15 protein-coding genes and 1 tRNA gene are annotated in these 20,759 nt (G+C 68.0%); 6 read left to right on the top strand and 10 right to left on the bottom strand.

What is annotated here, in order from left to right:
* Positions 1-20: 20 nt before the first annotated feature.
* Positions 21-2,012 (bottom strand): TPM domain-containing protein, encoded by a 1,992-nt coding sequence (locus G6N51_RS09630; RefSeq protein WP_083169275.1) that lies wholly within the window; start codon positions 2,010-2,012, stop codon positions 21-23.
* Positions 2,013-2,106: 94 nt separating this feature from the next.
* On the opposite strand from G6N51_RS09630, the gene G6N51_RS09625 reads away from it, so the two are divergent.
* The 3 genes from G6N51_RS09625 (at position 2,107) to dnaG (ending at position 6,064) form a co-directional block, all read left to right on the top strand.
* On the top strand, positions 2,107-3,372 hold the full coding sequence (locus G6N51_RS09625; RefSeq protein WP_083169198.1) for a deoxyguanosinetriphosphate triphosphohydrolase: 1,266 nt from the start codon (positions 2,107-2,109) through the stop codon (positions 3,370-3,372).
* 64 nt (positions 3,373-3,436) lie between these two features.
* Positions 3,437-4,045, top strand: coding sequence for a superoxide dismutase[Cu-Zn] (gene sodC, locus G6N51_RS09620; protein ID WP_083169200.1), 609 nt, complete (start codon positions 3,437-3,439; stop codon positions 4,043-4,045).
* Between the two features lie 30 nt (positions 4,046-4,075).
* Positions 4,076-6,064 (top strand): DNA primase, encoded by a 1,989-nt coding sequence (gene dnaG, locus G6N51_RS09615; RefSeq protein ID WP_083169202.1) that lies wholly within the window; start codon positions 4,076-4,078, stop codon positions 6,062-6,064.
* On the opposite strand, the gene G6N51_RS09610 is transcribed toward dnaG, so the two are convergent.
* On the bottom strand, positions 6,039-6,317 hold the full coding sequence (locus G6N51_RS09610) for a hypothetical protein (protein ID WP_083169204.1): 279 nt from the start codon (positions 6,315-6,317) through the stop codon (positions 6,039-6,041). The two genes, dnaG and G6N51_RS09610, sit on opposite strands and share 26 nt — an antisense overlap.
* A 131-nt stretch (positions 6,318-6,448) precedes the next feature.
* On the opposite strand from G6N51_RS09610, the gene G6N51_RS09605 reads away from it, so the two are divergent.
* Positions 6,449-6,524 (top strand) — tRNA-Asn (locus G6N51_RS09605).
* Positions 6,525-6,619: 95 nt separating this feature from the next.
* On the opposite strand, the gene G6N51_RS09600 is transcribed toward G6N51_RS09605, so the two are convergent.
* The 7 genes from G6N51_RS09600 to G6N51_RS09570 form a co-directional block, all read right to left on the bottom strand.
* The gene (locus G6N51_RS09600) at positions 6,620-8,266 is read right to left on the bottom strand and encodes an NAD-dependent malic enzyme (protein ID WP_083169206.1); all 1,647 of its coding nucleotides are present in this window, start codon (positions 8,264-8,266) and stop codon (positions 6,620-6,622) included.
* 96 nt (positions 8,267-8,362) lie between these two features.
* Positions 8,363-8,782: a thioredoxin family protein gene (locus G6N51_RS09595; RefSeq protein ID WP_083169208.1), complete on the bottom strand. Its 420-nt coding sequence runs from the start codon at positions 8,780-8,782 to the stop codon at positions 8,363-8,365.
* Between the two features lie 8 nt (positions 8,783-8,790).
* The gene (gene cysE / locus G6N51_RS09590) at positions 8,791-9,474 is read right to left on the bottom strand and encodes a serine O-acetyltransferase (RefSeq protein ID WP_083169210.1); all 684 of its coding nucleotides are present in this window, start codon (positions 9,472-9,474) and stop codon (positions 8,791-8,793) included.
* Between the two features lie 2 nt (positions 9,475-9,476).
* Positions 9,477-10,409, bottom strand: a complete 933-nt coding sequence (cysK, locus tag G6N51_RS09585; RefSeq protein WP_083169212.1) for a cysteine synthase A — start codon at positions 10,407-10,409, stop codon at positions 9,477-9,479.
* 359 nt (positions 10,410-10,768) lie between these two features.
* Entirely contained in the window at positions 10,769-11,572 is an 804-nt protein-coding gene (gene stf0, locus G6N51_RS09580) for a trehalose 2-sulfotransferase (RefSeq protein WP_083169214.1), read from the bottom strand.
* Between the two features lie 110 nt (positions 11,573-11,682).
* Entirely contained in the window at positions 11,683-11,958 is a 276-nt protein-coding gene (locus tag G6N51_RS09575; protein ID WP_232075408.1) for a hypothetical protein, read from the bottom strand.
* 110 nt (positions 11,959-12,068) lie between these two features.
* On the bottom strand, positions 12,069-16,289 hold the full coding sequence (locus G6N51_RS09570; RefSeq protein ID WP_083169279.1) for a bifunctional nitrate reductase/sulfite reductase flavoprotein subunit alpha: 4,221 nt from the start codon (positions 16,287-16,289) through the stop codon (positions 12,069-12,071).
* Positions 16,290-16,598: 309 nt separating this feature from the next.
* On the opposite strand from G6N51_RS09570, the gene G6N51_RS09565 reads away from it, so the two are divergent.
* Together G6N51_RS09565 and G6N51_RS09560 are read left to right on the top strand one after the other, a co-directional pair.
* Complete coding sequence (locus G6N51_RS09565) at positions 16,599-17,066, top strand: LppP/LprE family lipoprotein (RefSeq protein WP_083169281.1); 468 nt, start codon at positions 16,599-16,601, stop codon at positions 17,064-17,066.
* Between the two features lie 280 nt (positions 17,067-17,346).
* On the top strand, positions 17,347-18,756 hold the full coding sequence (locus tag G6N51_RS09560; protein WP_083169216.1) for an MFS transporter: 1,410 nt from the start codon (positions 17,347-17,349) through the stop codon (positions 18,754-18,756).
* On the opposite strand, the gene G6N51_RS09555 is transcribed toward G6N51_RS09560, so the two are convergent.
* A complete protein-coding gene (locus G6N51_RS09555) occupies positions 18,746-20,698 on the bottom strand; it encodes an acyl-CoA dehydrogenase family protein (RefSeq protein WP_083169218.1) in 1,953 nt (650 codons plus the stop codon). The two genes, G6N51_RS09560 and G6N51_RS09555, sit on opposite strands and share 11 nt — an antisense overlap.
* Between the last annotated feature and the right edge of the window lie 61 nt (positions 20,699-20,759).

The raw sequence follows: 20,759 nt of genomic DNA, 5'->3' as shown, positions 1-20,759 counted from the left end.
TTGGGTTCAGGGTGAGCGGCTCAGAAGCGGCCGCCACCGCCCATCATGCCGCCGCCGAAGGACCCTCCCGACGATCCCCCGAATGACGTCGGACTCCAGCCGCCGAACCCACCCCGCATGCCGCCGCTGAGCACGTTGCCGATGATGATCCCGCCCAGCATCGCCCCCCAGTCGCCGCCCCCGCCGCGGGCGTAGGCCCGCTGAGCCGACTGCACGTCGGCATTGGCCAACGACTGCGCCTGGGCGGCCAGCGTCGACGCCGCGTTGGCGTGGGAAATCGCTTCGGCCGGGTTGGTCGCCCCCTTGTCCCGCGCGGCTTGCAGATGTCGTTTGGCTTCGGCGAGCCGGGTGCGGGCCTCCGGGCCGATGCTGCCCCGCCGCGTGTCGATGTAGTCGGAGACCGCCCGCAGCCGGCTTCCGGCGGTGAACAACGCCTGCTCCAATGACCGGTTGAGCCGCTCGGCGGTCGCTTGCTCCTGGGCCAGCGTGACCAGCAGCGCGTTGAGGTCGGCATCCGCCTTGGCCAACTGTGCGAATACGCCCAGCGGATTCGTGGAGGCGGCGGCGCGCGCGGCGTCGACGGCCCGCGCCGCCGCGTCACGCGCCGCGATCAGATCGCCGGTGTGGGCGAACTCGGTGGTTCGCGCGTTCTGGAGGAGCTCGCCCGCGCGCGCGATGTCCGCCTGAATGTCGGCCATCGCCGCCGGCAACCGGTCGATGGCGTGCTGGATGTCGGTGGCCGCGTTGTCCACCGAGTCGAGCAACGCCCGCGCCTGCCCCAGCGCGGACTCCGCGGCATGGACGGCATCGACCAAACCGGCCTGCCGGCCGCTGATCGCTTCGGCGGCCAAATCCCTGGCTGTGCCGATGTTGCGGTCGGCGAACGCCAGCCGCTCCTTGGCGCCCGAGACGTTGCCGGACACCGAAGTCAGTGCGGCAGCGTCGAATTGGTGGTGCAGCTCGGCCAATCGCTGTTCGGAGGGCGCTATCCGGGTGGTGAGTTCGACGTACTGCTGAGTCAGTGTGTCCAGCCGCGCAGGCGCGTTGATCACCAGATCGCGCAGGTTCTCGAAGGCTTCGGTCTGCGATTCCAGTTCGCGGTCGGCGCGCGCCGCCGACACCACGACCCGGGTGAGCAACTCGCGGCGCTGGTCGGGTGTCTCGGGTGTGTTGTCGTCCAGCTGTTGTCGAACCGTAAACGCTTGGGACAGGGCGGCTTTGGCGTTGTTGACGGCCTGGGTGAACGGCTGGGTCCGCTCCTCGCCGAACTCGGCGATCGCCAGGTCGAGTTCGTTGGAGCTGGTTCGCACGGCGTTGTCGACCTCGACCACCAGCGCGCGGGACAGGTCGTCGAGGGCCTGCAGCCCTAGCGAGGCCAGCGCATCTGCGTCGGTGGGATCGACCCGCCTGGCCGCCGCGAGTTCGGCCGCCCTCCGCCGCCGGGCGCGATAACGCATGACCAGTAGCAAGGCCGCCACCGCGACGAGAATGATCGCCAGGATGACCAGCAGCGCGACCCGGCCCGCGGAACCCGGTGACGTATCGAGCCCGTTGGCCGCCGCGACCGCGGCGCCGCTCCAGTCGCCGTCGTGCAACGCGGGTTCGATCCGGTTGCGCCGCAAGTCATCGACCTGGCGCGCGTTGACGTTCTTGACGGTCGACGGCACGAGGAAGGCGTACGCACGGCTGTTGGTGGCGACGGCCAGCAGGGCGTCATAGTTGCCCAGATCGCTGGAACGCATCGTGAGCTGGGCCCAGCTCACCGGGTTCTGGCCGGAGAAGTCGTCGACGTAGACCACCCAGAGCCGGACGTGGCGATCCGTGTACAGCTTGGCCACCGCCGAGGTGACCGACGCGCGGCCGGAGTCCGAGAGGACGCCCGCGTTGTCGGTGACGTAATCCGCCAGCCGGAACGGAGGTTGCGCGCCGGCCCCGGGTGCCACGAGCAGCCCGCCGCCGAAACCAACCGCGAGAATCGTCCCGATCAGAGTCAGCAGGCGGGCGGTGCGCATGCGCATGAGGCCAATCTAGCCCGGTAGGACCGAGGCAAACAGCAGTGCGGCGGGCCGGTCCGTCGGCCGGCATTCCCTGGCAGACTGTGCTGCGGTGACCACGAATCGGCAAGACCCTTACGACGACTTCGACCGTCAACGGCGGGTACACGAAGCGCCGAAGACTGCAGGTCTGCCGGGTACGGAAGGTCAGCACCGCACCGACTTCGCCCGTGACCGCGCCCGGGTGTTGCACAGCGCCGCGCTGCGCCGGCTGGCCGATAAGACGCAGGTCGTCGGGCCCCGCGAAGGCGACACCCCGCGCACCCGGCTGACGCACTCGCTGGAGGTGGCCCAGATCGGCCGGGGGATGGCGGTCGGCTTGGGTTGCGACCTCGACCTGGTCGAGCTGGCCGGCCTGGCCCACGACATCGGCCATCCGCCCTACGGGCACAACGGCGAGCGCGCCCTGGATGAGCTCGCCGCGAGCCACGGCGGTTTCGAGGGGAACGCGCAGAATTTCCGCATCCTGACCAGCCTCGAGCCCAAAGTGCTTGACGAGCAAGGCAATAGCGCGGGGCTGAACTTGACCCGCGCATCCCTGGACGCCGTCACCAAGTATCCGTGGCCGCGCGGCGAGGGAAAGCGCAAATTCGGGTTCTACGACGAGGACCGCGAGCCGGCGGCCTGGGTTAGGGCCCGCGCGCCGGAAGGTCGGATGTGCCTGGAAGCGCAGGTGATGGATTGGGCCGACGACATCGCCTATTCGGTGCACGACGTCGAGGACGGGGTGGTGTCCCAGCGCATCGACCTGCGCGTGCTCGCCGACGACGACGAGGCGGCCGCGCTGGCCAAACTGGGCGAGAGCGAATTCCTCCGGGTCCGCGCCGACGACTTCATGGCGGCCGCGGCGCGGCTCGCGGCGTTGCCGGTGGTGGCCGCGGTCGGCAAGTACGACGCCACCCTGGCGGCGTCGGTCTCGCTCAAGCGACTGACGAGCGAACTGGTCGGCAGGTTCGCCTCGGCCGCCGTGGCCACCACCCGCGCCGCGGCCGGTCCCGGGCCGCTGGTGCGCTACCGGGCCGACTTGCTGGTGCCCGACCTCGTGCGCGCGGAGGTCGCCCTGCTGAAAATCCTTGCGCTGCAATTCATCATGTCCGATCCCCGGCATCTCCACACCCAGGCCCTGCAGCGCGAACGGATCCACCGGGTGGCGCAGTGGCTGTATTCCGGGGCGCCGCAAACGCTCGACCCGGTCTTTGCCGCGGCGTTCACCACAGCCGCCGACGACCGCGCCCGGTTACGGGTCATCGTCGATCAGATCGCCTCGTACACCGAGGGCCGGCTGGAACGCATCGACGCCCGCCAGGCCACCGGTTAGCCGCGACGAGGCCGCACGTCATCCCACGGCGTCGGCGTCGCCGTCGCGGACTAGGCTGCCCGACATGACCAAACTCTGCGGTATCGCCACCCTCGCGGTGGGGCTTCCCGTCGTCGCCATGACCGCCTGCAGCTCACCACAACATGCGAGCACCCAGCCCGGCACCACCCCTCCGGTGAAGAGCGCCGCACCCTCGTCGTCGGGCGAGACCACGACGCCGGCGCCCAACGGCGAATCGCTCACCGCGCAACTGAAGACGCCCGACGGGCGCTCCGTCGCCACGGCAACCTTCGACTTCACCGGCGGATACGTCACCGTCACCGTCAAGACGGTGGCCGGCGGCATCCTCGCGCCGGGTTTCCACGGCCTGCACGTCCACCAGATCGGCAAGTGCGAGCCCAACTCCGTCGCACCGACCGGCGGGCCACCCGGCAACTTCCTGTCCGCGGGCGGTCATTACAACGCGCCCGGCCACACCGGGAAGCCCGAAAGCGGTGACCTGACGTCGCTCGAGGTACGTCAGGACGGCTCGGCCTACCTGGTGACCACCACCGATGCGTTCACGCGGGACGTCCTGCTGGGCGGCGAGGGCAAAGCGTTGATGTTGCACGGCGCCGAGTACAGCGACAACGCGATGGAGCGGGTGGCATGCGGCGTCATCGGAACGGGATAGCCGGCCGGCTCGGCGCTCTACACTGAGCCGATGTCCAGCCCGGCAGGTTCGTGGGGGCACCACCCGCGCGCGGCGGAGGACGACGCCCGGCCCCGGGGCCGGGGCCGGATCCCCGATCGCGACATCTCCGCCATCCGCGAACGGGTCCGCATCGAGGAAGTCGTCGGCGACTACGTCCAATTGCGGCGCGCCGGAGCCGATTCCCTCAAGGGCCTGTGCCCGTTTCACGACGAGAAGTCGCCGTCGTTTCACGTGCGGCCCAACCACGGCCACTTCCACTGCTTCGGCTGCGGGGAAGGCGGTGACGTGTACGCCTTCATCCAGAAGATCGAACACGTCACCTTCGTCGAGGCCGTCGAGCTGCTCGCCGACCGGATCGGCCACACCATCAGCTACACCGGCCCGGCGACCAGCGTGCAGCGCGACCGCGGCAGCCGCAGCCGGCTCGTCGCGGCCAACGCGGCCGCGGCGGAGTTCTACGCGGCGGCGCTGGAATCCGACGAGGCCGCACCGGCTCGCCAATACCTGACGGAACGCAATTTCGATGCCGAGGCGGCCCGTCGCTTCGGCTGCGGGTTCGCGCCCTCCGGGTGGGATTCGCTGACGAAACATCTGGTGCGCAAGGGTTTCGAGTTCAAGGAGCTGGAGGCGGCCGGCCTGTCGCGCCAAGGCCGCCGCGGCCCGATCGACCGCTTCCACCGGCGGCTGCTGTGGCCCATCCGCACCGCGGCCGGTGAGGTGATCGGGTTCGGCGCGCGCCGCCTGTTCGACGACGATCCGATGGAAGCCAAGTACATCAATACCCCCGAGACGCTGCTGTACAAGAAGTCGTCGGTGATGTTCGGCATCGATCTGGCCAAACGCGACATCGCCAAGGGGCACCAGGCGGTCGTCGTCGAGGGCTACACCGACGTGATGGCGATGCATCTGGCCGGCGTCACCACCGCCGTCGCGTCGTGCGGCACCGCGTTCGGCGACGAGCACCTGTCGATGCTGCGCCGCCTGATGATGGACGACAGTTTCTTCCGCGGCGAGCTGATCTACGTCTTCGACGGTGACGCGGCCGGCCGCGCGGCCGCGCTCAAGGCCTTCGGCGGCGAGCAGCACCTGGCGGGGCAGTCCTTCGTCGCGGTGGCCCCCGACGGCATGGATCCCTGCGATCTGCGGCTGAAGTCCGGCGACGGCGCGCTGCGCGACCTGGTGGCGCGGCGCACGCCCTTGTTCGAGTTCGCGATCCGCACGGCCATCGCCGAGATGGACCTGGACAGCGCCGAGGGCAGGGTCGCGGCGCTGCGCCGTTGCGTGCCGATGGTGGGCCAGATCAAAGACCCGACCCTGCGCGACGAGTACGCCCGCCAGCTCGCCGGCTGGGTGGGCTGGGACGACGTGGCGCAGGTCATCGAGCGGGTGCGCAGTCAGGCCAAGAAGGCGCCGGCCCAGCCACGGGGCGGTCCGGGCCCGGACGCTGCACGCCGCGCCGGCCAGCAGCCCCGGGCCGCCGCCCCGGCCCGACCCGCGGCCGCGCGCCCGGACCCGCGTGACCCGACGCTGTGGCCGCAGCGCGAGGCGCTCAAGTCGGCGCTGCAGTACCCGGCGCTGGCCGGGCCGGTGTTCGACACGCTGACGGTCGAAAGCTTCACGCACCCCGGTTACGCCGCCGTGCGCGGCGCCATCGAGGCCGCGGGCGGCACGTCGAGCGGCGTCACCGGGGCGCAGTGGATCGACGCGGTGCGCCAGCGGGCCGGCTCGGACCTGACCGCCGGCCTGGTCAACGAGCTCGGCGTGGAGGCCGTCCGGGTGGACGACGAGAAGCTGCCGCGCTACATCGCCGGCGTGCTGGCCCGGCTGCAGGAAGTGTGGATGGGTCGGCAGATCGCCGAGGTGAAATCCAAGCTGCAGCGCATGTCGCCGATCGAACAGGGCGACGAGTACCACGCGCTGTTCGGTGACCTGGTGGCGATGGAGGCCTACCGGCGCAGCCTGCTGGAGCAGGCTAGCGGCGACGATCTGACGATGTGAGGGCCTCGTCGGCAGGCCGGTCGGCGCCGCGCTCCATGACGGCGGTCTGGTCGTCGATCTCGGCGACGGTGACGAATCCGGCGTCCGGGGAGATCCGATTGGCGATCTTGCGGCGCCCCCCTTCGATCACCGACTTGGCCACGGGACTGCTGGTCATCGCGCGATAGGTCCCGACGATCTGCTCGTACCGGCGACGGCCGGCCTTCGAGCCCAGCACGTAACCCAGTCCCAGCACCACGACATACCGGATCAAAGCGTTCCTCCCGACTAGCGACGGTTCCCATCCTGCCTCACCCGGGCGGGTGCGTGCGCGCCCGATCCGTCCCGGCGTCCAGTTGGGCGCGGTTGTGCCAGTACGCTAGAGTCGTCCCGCGATCGTGTTGATCCCCTGTAGCTCAATTGGCAGAGCGTTCGGCTGTTAACCGATAGGTTCCTGGTTCGAGTCCAGGCGGGGGAGCCAGGTGATTTTCGCCGCTGAGGCTCTCAGCGCCCGGCGCTCTGGCCGCCGCTCGCGCCCCATCCGAACGACCCCGGGGGCGGCCCGTCGGCCAGGCGCTAGTCGTAGGCCGGGGTCCAGACGGTGGCCAGGACGGCCTGCCGCGGGTCGGCGTGCGTGCGGGTGGCCACCCCGTCGGCGACGGCGGCGTGATACACGGCTTCGGCGACCGTCGTCGAGATGGCGCGCAAGTTCCGGACGTCGGGCAGCAGCGAATCGCCGGGAGCTGACGGGCTAGCCTGTTGCACAACGGCTTTCGCCGCGGCCTGCAGCATGCCCTTGGTCAGCAGCCGGGCCCCGGCGACGATGATGCCCAGCCCGATCCCGGGGAACACCAGCACGTTGTTGGATTGCCCGATGGTGTAGGTGGTGCCGTCGTATTCGATCGGGACGACGGGGGTGCCGGTGGTGATCAGCGCCTTGCCGTCCGACCACTGCAGCAGGTCGCCCGGCGCGGCCTCCATGCGGGAGGTCGGGTTGGACAGCGGGAAGATCATCGGGCGCTCGCACGACGCGACCATGGCGCGCACGACCTTCTCGGTGAAGGCGCCGAACACCGCGGAGGTGCCCAGCAGGACGGTGGGGGAGGCGAGCTTGATGGCGTCCACCAACCCCACCCGATCCCCGGGGCCCACCCCCAGCCGGGCGCGGTTCTTGGCATAGGGCACCTGGAAATCGCGCAGGTCGTCCATGTCGTCGAAAAGCAGGCCCTGCTTGTCGATCGGCCAGATCTGCGCCCTGGCCTGCTCGAGGCTGGCGCCGTCGGACACCATCGCGTCGCGGATCTGATCGGCCACCCCGATCCCGGCCGTCCCGGCCCCGAAGACGACCACCGTCTGGTCGCGCATCGGCACCCCGGTGACGTGGCATCCGCCGTAGACGGCCGCGACGACCACCGCGCCGGTTCCCTGGATGTCGTCGTTGAACACGCAGTACTTGTCGCCGTACGCGTGCAGGATCCGCCGCGCGTTCAGCGGCCCGAAGTCCTCGAAATGCAGGATGGCCGTCGGGAACAGCCGGTGGGCGGTTTCGATGTAGCGGTCGACGAAGGCGTCGTATTCGGCGCCGCGCCGCCGCGCGTGACGATTGCCCAGGTAGAACGGATCCTGTAGCAGCTGTTCGTTGTCGGTGCCGACGTCCAGGGAGACCGCGATGCAGCGGCGCGGGTCGATGCCGGCGCCGGCGGTGTACAGCGCCAGCTTGCCCACCGCGATCTGGATGCCGCCCACGCCCCAGTCGCCGATGCCCAGGATCGCTTCGGCGTCGGTACACACGATCAGGTCGACGTCGTCCGGTTCGAGCCCCAAAGTTGCGAAGGCCGTCTCGATGTCGTCGGGCTCGTCGATGCTCAGGAACAGCCCCCGCTGCCCGCGGTATTCGTCGGAGAACCGTTGAATGGCCTCCCCGACGGTGGGGGTGTAGACCACCGGCATCAGCTCGGGCAGATGGTCCTCGAGCACCTTGTAGTAGAGCAGTTCGTGGCGGTAGTGCAGCTGTTCGAGCAGCAGGTTGCGTCCCAGATCGGTTGCCAGGCTTTGCAATTGATGCCATACCCGGTCGGCCTGCTCCTCGAGCGTGAGCACCGCCGGGGGCAGTCGTCCGGTCAGCCCCAATCGCCGCCGCTGCTCGTGCGTGAAGCCGACTCCGCGGTTCAGGCTCGGCGCGGCCAGTGCCGGCGGGATCCGCGGCGCGTGGGCGTCGCTCATCGCAGTCTCCGTCCCCTACTTGGCCCCTCGGGCAACCGTAGCGTCGATCGCGGTGAACGCATCTTGAAGAGTGTTTGAGGCGCCGGCGGGAGCCGATCAGGCCAACAGAGGCTGCAGCGCCTGACGCAACTCCGCCGCCTTGGGCACGCCCGCGCTGCGGTATCGCTGACGGCCCCCGGCGTCGAAGATGAACGTGGTCGGCAGCGACAGCACCGAAAGCCGCTTGGCGGCGGCGGGGTGGGCGTCGATGTCGAGCTCGAGATGTGCCACGTCGGGAAGATCTGTGCACACCTGCTCGACCACGCGGCGCACCGAAGCGCAGGGGCCGCACCAGGCGGCGGTGAAATGCACGACCGTCGGGCCGACCTCGGACAAGCCGAGGTCGGCTGTGTCCTGCGGCAGTCCCGGAGCCGTTTCGCGCAACGCCCCCGAGCGCCGATTAACCAGCACGCCCGCCGCGCTGGCGGCTCCGAGCGCCGCGATCAGCGCTGTCACGACCACCACCCCAGTGCTCATGTGGAGCCTCAGATCGAGAAGTCTTCGCCGTGCCACACACCGGCTTCCGGTGGCCGGATGACACTGGCGGATTGTTGGCCGTCGTTCGCGGCCTCCAGCTTGGCAACCCTGGTGAGCAGGGACTGGAGGCTGACGCCGACGAGGTCGGGCATCATCGAGTCGTCTGGGCTGCTTCGGCCGTGGCGACTGATGACCTGTCCGGGGACCCCGATGACCACGGCGCTCGACGGCACCTCTTTGACGACGACGGCGTTGGCGCCGATCCTGCTGTCCTCGCCGATCTTGATCGCGCCGAGCACCTTTGCACCGGCACCGATCACCACCCGGTCACCGATCGTCGGGTGGCGTTTGCCCGTGTCCCTGCCGCTGCCGCCCAGGGTGACCCCGTGGTAGAGCGTGACGTCCTCGCCGACCTCGGCCGTCTCCCCGATGACGACCCCGGTCGCGTGGTCGATGAACAGGCCGGGGCCGAGCACGGCGCCGGGATGGATGTCAACCCCGGTCAGGATGCGAGTGACTTCGTTGAGTATCCGCGCGGCCAGCCGGGCGCCGCGGTTCCACAACCAGTGGCTGATCCGGTGGCCCCAGATGGCGTGCACGCCTGGGTAAGCGAAGATCACCTGCAGCGTGGTCGGGCGGGCCGGGTCACGTTCCCTGGCGGCCCGGATGTCACGTCGTATCTCGGCGAGCATGGCTAATCCGCCAGGTCGGCGAAGAGTGGGGTGCTCAGATAGCGCTCGCCAAAGCTGGGCAGCACCACCACGACGAGCTTGCCGGCGTTCTCCGGGCGGCGGGCCACCTGAAGCGCGGCCACTACCGCCGCGCCCGAGGAGATGCCGACCAGCAACCCCTCCTCCCGCGCCAACCGACGGGCCATTTCCAGCGACTCTTCGTTTCCGACCGTGACGACCTCGTCAACCAGATCCATATCGAGCACCGGTGGCACGAATCCGGCACCGATGCCCTGGATGGGATGAGGTCCCTTCTGCCCTCCGGACAAGACGGCGGACGCCGCGGGTTCCACGGCCACGATCTGCACCGATGGTTTGCGTTCCTTGATGACCTGGGCGACACCGGTGATGGTGCCGCCGGTGCCGACCCCGGCGACAAAGACGTCGACCTTGCCGTCGGTGTCTCGCCATACCTCTTCCGCCGTGGTCTTTCGGTGGATCGCCGGATTCGCGGGGTTTTCGAACTGCTGAGGTATGAAGTACCGCTGGTCGTTCTTGGCCAACTCTTCGGCCTTGGTGATGGCACCTGCCATGCCGTCGGCGCCGGGCGTCAGGACGATTTCAGCACCGAACGCGCGCAACAGCATTCGACGTTCGGTGCTCATCGTGTCCGGCATCGTCAGTACGCATCGATAGCCCCGGGCGGCGCACACCATCGCCAGCGCGATGCCGGTGTTCCCGCTCGTCGGTTCCAAGATGACCGTGTCGGGTTTGATCAGTCCCGCTTGTTCGGCCGCATCGAGCATGGCCACCCCGATACGGTCCTTGACGCTGTTCGCCGGATTGAAGAATTCCAGCTTGGCCACGACATCGGCGACCGCGCCTTCGGTTACCCGGTTCAGCCGAACCAGCGGCGTGTTTCCGATTAGTTGCGTGACGTTGTCTGCGATGCTCATCTGTCTTCCTCAACGATGTCAGTACAAGCTTCGTCGCCCTGCCTGGGGATGTCGAATGCTGTGCCGCCGTGGTGGCGGGTGGACAACATGGTCATCGGTGGGTTGATCTCCTGGAGATGGACTAACGCGCGTGGGCGGCCACGGGTGTTACCTGTGCTGGCGCCCGCAAACCGGCGGATTACGCGAGGACTTCTGCGACGTCAGAAAATCAACAACAACGACAACAACAGCGCACGGTGAGGCGGCGCGTAAGGGCGAGGCACGGCTGGGTGGCCTGTTGCATAGGCCCCACTATAGGACATCCAATGATTTCGGCCGGTCTGCCTGTTCGTTTGCCGAGTCTCCCGCTGCTTTGGCGGTCAGGTTGGCAGGCCGTACTTCTCGGCATCGGCACGGTACCGGTCGACCCATTCGTCGGAGCGCTGGTCGGCCTGGCGTTCCAGCATCGGCTCGGGCGCCAGTCGCGGGTCGAGCCCCAATGCCTCCAGGATGGCGGCCACCACTTGAGTAAGGTTGCGCCACAACACCGGATACGGAATCTCCATGGGTGCGACGTCTTCGTCGGCGAACCAATGCCGCCAGCCCTCATTCTGGGCGCGCAGCATGGTGACGACGTGCGCGATCGCGCCGGCGTGGTAGGTGGCCCGCGCGTCGCGGACGGGGTCGGGCCGCCCTCGCCACACCCGGGTCTGCACCGCCCGCCAGAACGACACTGCCTGTGAAATCACGTCGGGCCGATGCACATAGATGAAGAGCGGCTCCTCGCCCACTACGTCGGTGATCGCGGCCCGCAGGCCGTCGCCGCTGCGATTCGGTAGGTTTTTCGCGCGCTTCAACAACAGCGGCGTCTGATTCCACATCAGCTTGCCGCCCCATATTCCGTTCGGCGTCCTCCCGACCGTGCGGATGTAGTCGCGCCAGATCTCGGCGGGCGCGAGGTCCGGAGTTCCCGCATCGAGCGGGTCGAGCAGGCGCAGGATGGATTCGTCCTCCACGCCGGCGAACCACTCGCGCGGCTGTGGCGCCTGACTGGTGGCCGGCAGGTATTGGAAGAACTCCTGCGGCTCGCCGGCGACGCCGGTCGCGCGCAGCGACTCGACCAGCAGCGTGCTGCCACTGCGTTGCGACGCCAGCACCAAGTATGACGACGGATTATCGGCCACGCAGCAAGCGTATCCCGGCCGGAATTGCTTTCGCAGGTAATGTTTTACGCTCGCGCTGAACTTAATCGCCGACGGGAAATCGCGCTGCGAGGGCGTGCAGAGCGCTGCGGCTAGGGCTGTCCGTCGTCGGCGGTCTCTTCGCAAACGCACAGGTGAGAGCCGGCCCGAAGATGCCCCCGAAGCTGCGTGCCGCGTTTGCGCATCAGGTGCTGCCTGTACACCTTGTCGCGCTGCTGCGGCGAGAACGCCAAGTCCAAATTGATCGGCAACCCGGCCCAGTCGACCTGGTCACCGTCGTCGCCGTCGGCCCCACGCCGCAGCCGGCACCGCAACGGGCAGACGGCCTGCACGGTGTCCTCGAGGGGCCCCTCGAAATCCAGAGCCACGCGTACGTCCCTCCTCGGCGCCACCAATGACTGAATGGTGCAGCGAGGTTGTTTCGGCAATACGCGCGCGACGTTTCCGTCGTATTACGAGTCGGGGGGACCCCGAAGGCCTAGTAGACGTCGCGGTGGTAGCGCTTGTCGGCGCTCAACGACCGGACGTACTCCTTGGCCGCATCCGGATCGAGGCTGCCGTGCTCGGCCGCGATCTCGCAGAGCGCGCGGTCGACGTCCTTGGCCATGGGGTCGGCGGTGCCGCACACGTAGAGTTGCGCCCCGTCCTGCAGCCAGCGCCACAGCTGGGCGCCGCGCTGACGCATCAGGTGCTGCACGTACACCTTCTCGCTCTGGTCCCGGGAGAACGCGAGGTCCAGCTCGGTGAGGAACCCGTCGTCCCGCATCTGCTCGAGCTCGTTGCGGTAGTAGTAGTCGGTGGCGGCGTGCTGCTCGCCGAAGAACAGCCAGTTGGGCCCGGTGTGGCCGAGCGCGCGGCGCTCCTGCAGGAAGCCGCGGAACGGCGCGATCCCGGTGCCCGGACCGACCATGATCATCGGGGTGTCCGGATCGCCGGGCGGGCGGAAGTTGCTCGACTGCTGCAGATAGACGGCGACCCGATCGCCGGGGGAGCGGTCCGCGAGATATGTCGAACACACCCCGCGGCGCGGGACGCCGTGGAAGTTGTAGCGCACCGGCGACACCGTCAGATGAACTTCCCCGGGGTGCTGCTTGGGGCTCGACGAGATCGAGTACAACCGCGGCTGAAGGCGTTTGAGGACCCGCAGCCACTCATGGGCGGAGGCCCAGACCGGCAGCTGCGCAAGCAGGTCGATGGACTGCCGCCCCCATGTCCAATCCGACAGTGCGCGTTTGTTTTCCGGCTTCAGCAGCTCGGCGAGTGTCGGGTCGCCGGTGCGCTCCTGCACGAACCGCACCAGGTCCCGGCTGATGTGGGCGATCTCGATCCGCTCGGTGAGCGCTGAGCGCAGCGACATCAGGCCGTGCTCGCCGACCTCGACCGGGGTCTGTCCGTCCAGTCCGGTGACCGACAGCCATTCGTCGACCAGTTGGTCGCTGTTGCGGGGCCACACCCCGAGCGCGTCGCCGGCCTCGTAGCTCAAGGTCTCTTCCGGCAGGCTGAAAACCAGATGCCGCACGTCTTTTGTCGATTTCGGCCGGCTCAACACGGTGTTGCGGACCATGTCGGTGATCAGCGGATGCTTCTTGGTGTACCCGACCGCCCCCGACCCGTTGGCCGGCCGGGCCGGCACGGCGATCGAGGGGGTGGCCGACGCCGGCGCACCGCCGTCGCGGCCCACCGGCGCGGGCGTGCGGGACAGCGCCCGGATGACACCGCCCAGCCACTTGGCAACGCCGTCTTCATAATCGGGTTCACAGTCGACCCGGTCGACGATGCGGGTCGCTCCGAGCTCCGCGAGACGCTGGTCGAGCTTGCGCCCGTGACCGCAGAAATCGTCGTAGTTCGAGTCGCCGAGGGCGAGCACGGCATAGCGGGTGTTGGTGAGTTCCGCTGCGCCGTCTGTCGTCAGCGCCCGCCAGAAGCCGGCTCCGTTGTCCGGCGGCTCACCGTCGCCGGTCGTGCTGGTGATCAGCAGCAATTCCCGCGTCGTCGCCAGCTCGGCCACCGGGAAGTCGTCCATGGCGTGCACCGCGACCGGCAACCGGGCGTCGCCCAGCCGCGCGGCAATCTCGGAGGTGAGCTCTTCGGCGGTCCCGGTCTGTGACGCCCACAGCACCACGACGGGTGCCCGTTGGGCGGGATTGGCTCCGCGTGGCTCGACCGCGGTCTTGTCGAGCGCCGGCGCCGGTGTGCGTCGGGCAACGTCATTGCGCGAGAACAGGCCCGCGAGCAGACCGTCCACCCATAGCCGGGTGCCGGAATCGAAGGGAGCGCTTTGGGGCAGCGTCGGCACACCGGTCGTGCGTCGACCGGCTTCCGAGCGAAGCGCGGTCAACATGCCGGCCAGGTAGGAGCGGCCGAGCTCGTCGAATTCCGGCACGGGTTTCGTTGCCACACCGAGCAATTCGGCCAGGGCATCAACCTGTGACACGCTGATTTCGGATACCTCCGTGGGCGCGGATTCTGGGGTGTCGGTGTCCACCGCCGGCGTGGGGCAGGCGGTCGGATCTGCCGCGGAGACGGCGACTTTCGCCAACGTGACGGCGCACGCCTTGAATTCCGGTTGGTTCGAGATCGGGTCCACCGCATCGCTGGTGACCGCGTTGATCGCCAGGTATTCGCCGAACACGTCGTTCCAGTGGAACGGGGCGAAGCAGTTGCCGGGGCGCACCCGGTCGCTGACAGAGGCGGGCAGCACGGCGCGACCGCGCCGGGAAGCGATTTCTATCGCGTCCCCGTCGGTGATCCCCAGCCTTGCGGCATCCCCGGGATGGATCTCGACGAACGGCCCGGGATTGAGCTTGTTGAGCTTGGCGACCTTGCCAGTCTTGGTCATCGTGTGCCACTGGTGTGGCAGGCGGCCGGTGTTCAACAGGAAAGGATAGTCGTCGTCCGGCATTTCCTCGGGCGGCAGGTGCGGGCGGGCGAAGAACACCGCACGACCGTTCTCGGTGGGGAAGGCCAGCCGGGGTGCGCTGCCGTCCTCGCGGACCCGCCGGGCCTGACTCACCCCGTCGTTGAGGTAGCGAATGGGGTTGCGGTCGCCCGGGTTGCCCGGCGCGCACGGCCACTGCAGCGGGCCCCGACGCAGCCGCTGGTAGCTGACCCCGCGCAGGTCGTAGCCGGTCTTCGGGTTCGAGAATCGCTTGATCTCGTCGAAGACCTCCTCGGCGGAGTTGTAGCTGAACGCCTCCGCATATCCCATTTCGCAGGCGATCCGGGCAATGATCTGCCAGTCGGGCATCGCGTCACCCGGGGCGGCGACGGCCGGCTGGAACAGCGTCATGTTGCGCTCGGAATTGACCATCACCCCCTCCGCCTCCGACCACAGGGCCGCCGGCAGCAGCACGTCGGCGTATTCGTTGGTCTCCGTTTGGAGGAACGTGTCCTGGGTGATGACCAATTCGGCGCGCTCCAGGCCGGCCAGCACCGTTCTCCGGTTGGCCACGGAGGCAACGGGATTGGTGCATACGATCCAGCACGCTTTGATTTCGCCGTCGGCCATCCGGGAGAACATGTCGATCGTGCCGGTACCGACCTCTGTGCGCAGCGTCCCACGGGGAATGCCCCACTGGTCTTCGGCGAAGGCGCGGTCGTCCGCGGACAGGACGGAGCGCTGGCCGGGCAATCCCGGTCCCATGTAACCCATTTCGCGGCCGCCCATGGCGTTGGGCTGGCCCGTCAGCGAGAAGGGGCCGCTGCCCGTCTTGCAGATAGCGCCGGTGGCCAGATGCAGGTTGCAGACCGCGTTCGTGTTCCAGGTGCCGTGGGTGCTCTGGTTGAGGCCCATGGTCCAGCAGCTCACGAAATTCTCGGCCTCGCCGATCATCCGCGCCGCCGTGCGGATGTCGTCTTCGGGGATCCCGGTGATCTCGCTGACCGTGTCGGGGGCGTACTGCTCCAGGAAGCTGGGCATCACCTCCCACCCCTCGGTGAACTCGGCGATGAAATCGGGGTCCGTGTGTCCGTTCTCGACGATCAGGTGCAGCAGCCCGTTGAGGAGTGCCAGATCGGAACCGGGGGCGACCTGGAGGAACAGGTCGGCCTTCTCCGCGGTCGCGGTGCGGCGCGGATCGACGACGATCAGTTTGGCCCCGGCCTTGACGCGGTCCATCATCCGTAAGAACAGGATGGGATGGCAGTCGGCCATGTTGGCGCCGATGACGAAGAAGACGTCGGCGTGTTCGAAGTCTTGGTACGAGCCGGGCGGCCCGTCGGCGCCCAGGGAGAGCTTGTAGCCGGAACCGGCGCTCGCCATGCACAGCCGTGAGTTCGACTCGATCTGGTTGGTGCCGATGAAGCCTTTGGTCAATTTGTTCGCCAGATACTGCGCCTCGATGGACATCTGGCCCGACACATACATGGCAAAGGAATCCGGGCCATGCGCGTTGATGATCGCCCGTAACCGGTTCGCGCACTGAGTGATCGCGCTATCCATATCGAGGGCCTCGACGGGTTCCCCGCGGTCGGCGCGCACGTGCGCCGACTCCATCCGGCCGGGCGCGTTGAGCACGTCCGAAGTGGTGGCGCCCTTGGTGCACAACCGGCCGAAGTTAGCCGGATGTTCTTTATCCCCAACGGACTTCGCGATGTGACGCTGGCCGCTGTCGGGATCGGTTGTGACCTGCAGCACCATTCCGCAGCCGACGCCGCAGTATGCGCACATGGTGTTCACGGCATCGTCGTGTGACGCCATGGACTCCCTGGCCACGCACTTCCCTCCTGTGAGCGCAACGGGCTTACGTCGAATGGTGCGATGAGGATGTTTCGGCACCGGGTATCGGGAGTTTCCCCCGCTTTACGGCTTCCTCTCAAGGGACGAAGCGCGTCCGTGAACTCTCGGAAATGCGGTAAACCCCCAGGTCAGCACGGGTCATCGTCGACCGGCCGACTCCGCATCAGGCTACCTGGGCGGCCGGGGGCTTTCCCTTCAGAACGGCGTCTCCGACCAAACAAACGGGACATTCACAGCCTTCGCTAAGCTCACCGGGTGCGTCAGCTGATGGTGATCCTGCTGATCCTGCTGGCCTCCGGTTGCGGCTGGAAGCAGGACGGCGCGCCGCCGGTTTCACCCGACAAGTGCAAGGAGTCCGACGGGCCGAGACCCGCCACCGTGCAGCGTGCGATCGCGTCGGTGCCCATCACCGTGCCGGGTACCACGTGGGTGGAAATCGCTCGCGGGCATGCCAAGAAGTGCCGGTTGTACTGGGTGCAGATCATCCCGACCATCGCCAGCGAATCCACCGGCCAGCAGTTGCTGTTCTTCGATCACGACAAGCCGCTGGGCACACCGAGCCCTGATCCCAAGCCGTACATAACCGTGTTGCCGCCCTCCGACGACGCCATCGCGGTGCAGTACCGATGGTTGAAGGGCAACGACCAGCCGTGCTGCCCCACCGGTATCGGCACGGTGAAGTTCGAGATCGGCCCTGACGGCAAGCTGAAGGCGCTCGGCAAGATTCCTAACCAATGACGGTGCGTCGCAAGCGGATGGACGCGGTGTGACTTCGGCCCAGCGATCGGCAGGGCGCGCACGCGGCGGGTGCGGCTTCGTGGTCCGGCCGGCAGGTTGATCGCCCTGACGCCGTTGTGAATATCGGCATCCCCCGGTGGGCCGGCGAGGCGGCGCGAAACGCGAGTTTTACCTGCTTTATTAGCTAGACTCTTACGCCGGGCTACGCCGTCACCGGGCAAGCCCCGTCATCGTTGACAACCAGTGCCCGGCACTGGATCCGGCGCGGAAGGCAGGTCTGATGGGCTGGTCGCGGCGCCTCTCGCAGTGGGACCCGGAGGATCTCGTGGCGTGGGAAGCCGGAAACAAGACGATCGCCCGCCGGAACCTGATCTGGTCGATCGCGACCATGCACGTCGCCTTTTCCATCTGGTACCTCTGGTCGGTCATGGCGCTGTTCATGCCGGAGGACGTCTACGGATTCTCCACCGGCGACAGACTGCTGCTGGGTGCCACCGCGGCCCTTGTCGGTGCGATCGTGCGCATCCCCTACACGATGGGCACCGCCAGGTTCGGCGGACGTAACTGGGCGGTGCTGTCGTCGTCCGTGCTCCTGATCCCGACCGTGGGAACCATTGTGCTGCTCGCCCATCCGGGCCTGCCGTTGTGGCCCTATCTGGTGTGCGCGGCGCTGACGGGATTGGGCGGTGGGAATTACGCGGCGTCGCTGGCCAACGTCGAATCCTTCTACCCCCAGCGGCGCAAGGGCATGGCGCTGGGGCTCACCGGCGGGATCGGCAACCTGGGCGCCGCGGCCATCCAGGCCGTCGGTCTGGTGGTGCTGGCCACCGCCGGTCACAGGCAGCCGTATTGGGTGTGCGCCGTCTATCTGGTGCTGCTGGCGGTCGTCGGTGTCGGCGCGGCGTTGTTCATGGATAACCTCGATCACTCCATCGAGGTCTCCCACGTGCGGTCCGTCCTTTCCATTCCCGACACCTGGGCGATCTCATTCCTGTATATGTGCGCCGCGGGCTCATTCATCGGCTTCGCGTTCGCCTTCGGTCAAGTGCTCCAACACAATTTGATGGCGGCCGGCCAAAGCCATGCGCAGGCCGCGCTGCACGCTGCCGAAATCGCCTTCGTCGGACCGCTGTTGGGTTCGATCGCGCGGGTGATCGGCGGTCGGCTGGGCGATCGTTTCGATGGCGGCCGCGTCACGATGACCGCCCTGACCGCCATGATCACCGCCGCTGGATTCCTGGTCGCCGTCAGCACCCATGACGACCTGACCCGCGGGCCCGGCGAGCCGGTGGGATCGTTCACGACGATCGGCTATATCGTCGGATTCCTTGCGCTCTTTATCTTTTGCGGCGTCGGCAAGGGCTCGGTGTTCAAGCTCATCCCTTCGGTGGTCGCGGAGCGAAGCCGTGCGCTGGGTATCAGCGACGCCGAACGGAGGCACTGGGAGGCCGTGCGGTCGGGAGCGCTGATCGGACTCGCCGGATCGGTGGGTGCGCTGGGGGGAGTGGTGATCAATCTGGCCCTACGGCAGTCCTATGCCACCGCCGGGACGGAGACCCCGGCGTTCTGGGTCTTTCTGATCTGCTACGTCGGCGCCGCGATCGTGACCTGGGTCAGATATGTGCGGCCGCAACGGGAAGCGGCGCGGCCCGGTTGGGAGATGCTCGGCGAGCAGCCCGTCAGCTCGTGACCGCGTCGGCCAAGTTCTCCGGGTGCAGCATCTCGGCGTAGCGCAGCTGCTCGGGGATCCCGAAACCGTCGACGAGCGTCTGCGCGTGCGGGCGCAGCGCGCGGCACCGGTCGTTGATGCCCCGGGTGACCGCCTTGGCCCGCTCGGTCGACAGGTACCGATGCTCGATGTACCAGGCTTTGTCGTCCTCGATCACCGACAGCGCGTACAGATCGCAGACAATGCCCAGCAGTTCGCGGGCCTCCTCGTGCGGACAGGCGTCGATGCCGGCGACGAACGCTTCGAGAACCACCCGGTCGATGTGCGCGGAGGCGGCGTGCAGCACGTGGTCCTGCACCGCGTTGAACGCGTCGAACTCTGACATCTCCTTGGACTTAGCCTGCAGCCGACGCGCGACGGACGCGATCAGATATTCCTCCCGGTCCTCGAACATCTTGATCTGCGTGCCGCGGTTGAACAGGCTGCCCTCTTCCTCGCTGTCCTGCCGGGCGTCCACGATGGTTTGGATGATCGTCTCCGCCGCAGTGCGTTTGACGACCCGCTCGCCGACGGTGTTGGCGGCGAAGCGAACCCATTCGACGGGGCTCATGCTGCGGATGTCGTCGGCGTAAGCCGTCAGCAGCTCCTTGGCCACCAACTGCGTCAGGACGTGGTTGTCGCCCTCGAAGGTGGTGAACACGTCGGTGTCGCCGCGCAGCGCGACCAGCCGGTTCTCGGCCATGTAGCCCGCGCCGCCGCAGGCCTCCCGGGCCTCCTGAATCGCCCGGGACGCGTGCCAGGTGTTGGCCGCCTTCAACCCGGCGGCGCGCGCCTCCAATTCGCGCTGCTCGTCGGCGTCGACCGCATCGGCGGTCTGGATGTCATGGCACTTGCTGACCAGCTCGTTCTGGGCGAACTGCAGCGCGTACGACTTTGCGATCAACGGGAACAGCCGGCGCTGGTGCACCAGGTAGTCCATGATCAGTACCTCGGACTCGTCATCCGGCGCGCTGAATTGCCTGCGCTGCAACGCGTATCGGGTGGCGATGTCCAGCGCGACACGGGCGGCCGCGCCCGCGCTGCCGCCCACGGTGATCCGTCCGCGGACCAGGGTGCCGAGCATGGTGAAGAACCGGCGGTTGGGGTTGTCGATCGGCGAGCTGTAGGTGCCGTCGGGTGCGACGTCGCCGTACTTGTTCAGCAGGTTCACCCGCGGGACGCGGACGTGGTCGAAGACGATGCGGCCGTTGTCGACGCCGGGCAGGCCGCCCTTGTAGTCGCAGTCCGACGTCGTCACCCCGGGCAGGTCGGTGCCGTCGGCGTCGCGGATCGGAACCAGCAGGCAGTGCACGCCGTGGTTGACCGGCTCACCGTTCTCCTCGGTGATCAATTGCGCGAATACCGCTGCCATGGTGGCTGTTTCGGCCGCTCCACCGATGTAGTCCTTGCGCGCGGTCGGGGTGGGGGAGTCGATGACGAACTCCTCGGTGGCGGGGTCGTAGGTCGCGGTGGTCTCCAGCGACTGCACGTCGCTGCCGTGCCCGGTCTCGGTCATCGCGAAGCAGCCCCGCAACTCGAGGCTGATGATCTTCTTGACGTAGGCCTGGTGGTGGCGCTCGGTGCCCAAATTCTCCACGGCGCCGCCGAACAGCCCCCACTGCACGCCCGCCTTCACCATCAGCGACAGGTCCGACATCGCCAGCATCTCGATCATCGTGATCGCCGCGCCGATGTCGCCGGTGCCGCCGTGCTCCTTGCGGAAGTTGTCGGCGGCGGCGCCGAACGCGGCCATGATCCGCATCTGCTCGGCCACCTTGGTGCGTGCGATCACGGTGTTGGGGGTGTAGTGCGGCCGGAACAGATCCTCGCTCATGGCGGACCGCAGCTGGTTCCTCACGTCGCGCCACCGCCCGTCGAGGGCGTTGCGCAGCTGCTCGGCAATGGTTGTGCTATCTGGCGCCATAATCCGACCGTATCCTGCGATTCGCGCCACGGGAATAACGACCCTGGGGCCCAGGCGGGCC

The organism is Mycobacterium paraseoulense, assembly GCF_010731655.1.
GTDB classification, from domain to species: Bacteria; Actinomycetota; Actinomycetes; order Mycobacteriales; family Mycobacteriaceae; genus Mycobacterium; species Mycobacterium paraseoulense.
Note: the sequence above shows the minus strand (reverse complement) of the source record. Positions and strands in the feature narration are given on the sequence as shown.

What these genes read in the sequence shown, in the direction of transcription:
- G6N51_RS09630 (WP_083169275.1), bottom strand. Translation starts at nt 2,012, where the DNA reads ATGCGCACCGCCCGCCTGCTGACTCTGATCGGGACGATTCTCGCGGTT.
- sodC (WP_083169200.1), top strand. Translation starts at nt 3,437, where the DNA reads ATGACCAAACTCTGCGGTATCGCCACCCTCGCGGTGGGGCTTCCCGTC.
- dnaG (WP_083169202.1), top strand. Translation starts at nt 4,076, where the DNA reads ATGTCCAGCCCGGCAGGTTCGTGGGGGCACCACCCGCGCGCGGCGGAG.
- G6N51_RS09600 (WP_083169206.1), bottom strand. Translation starts at nt 8,266, where the DNA reads ATGAGCGACGCCCACGCGCCGCGGATCCCGCCGGCACTGGCCGCGCCG.
- G6N51_RS09595 (WP_083169208.1), bottom strand. Translation starts at nt 8,782, where the DNA reads ATGAGCACTGGGGTGGTGGTCGTGACAGCGCTGATCGCGGCGCTCGGA.
- cysE (WP_083169210.1), bottom strand. Translation starts at nt 9,474, where the DNA reads ATGCTCGCCGAGATACGACGTGACATCCGGGCCGCCAGGGAACGTGAC.
- cysK (WP_083169212.1), bottom strand. Translation starts at nt 10,409, where the DNA reads ATGAGCATCGCAGACAACGTCACGCAACTAATCGGAAACACGCCGCTG.
- G6N51_RS09570 (WP_083169279.1), bottom strand. Translation starts at nt 16,289, where the DNA reads ATGGCGTCACACGACGATGCCGTGAACACCATGTGCGCATACTGCGGC.
- G6N51_RS09560 (WP_083169216.1), top strand. Translation starts at nt 17,347, where the DNA reads ATGGGCTGGTCGCGGCGCCTCTCGCAGTGGGACCCGGAGGATCTCGTG.
- G6N51_RS09555 (WP_083169218.1), bottom strand. Translation starts at nt 20,698, where the DNA reads ATGGCGCCAGATAGCACAACCATTGCCGAGCAGCTGCGCAACGCCCTC.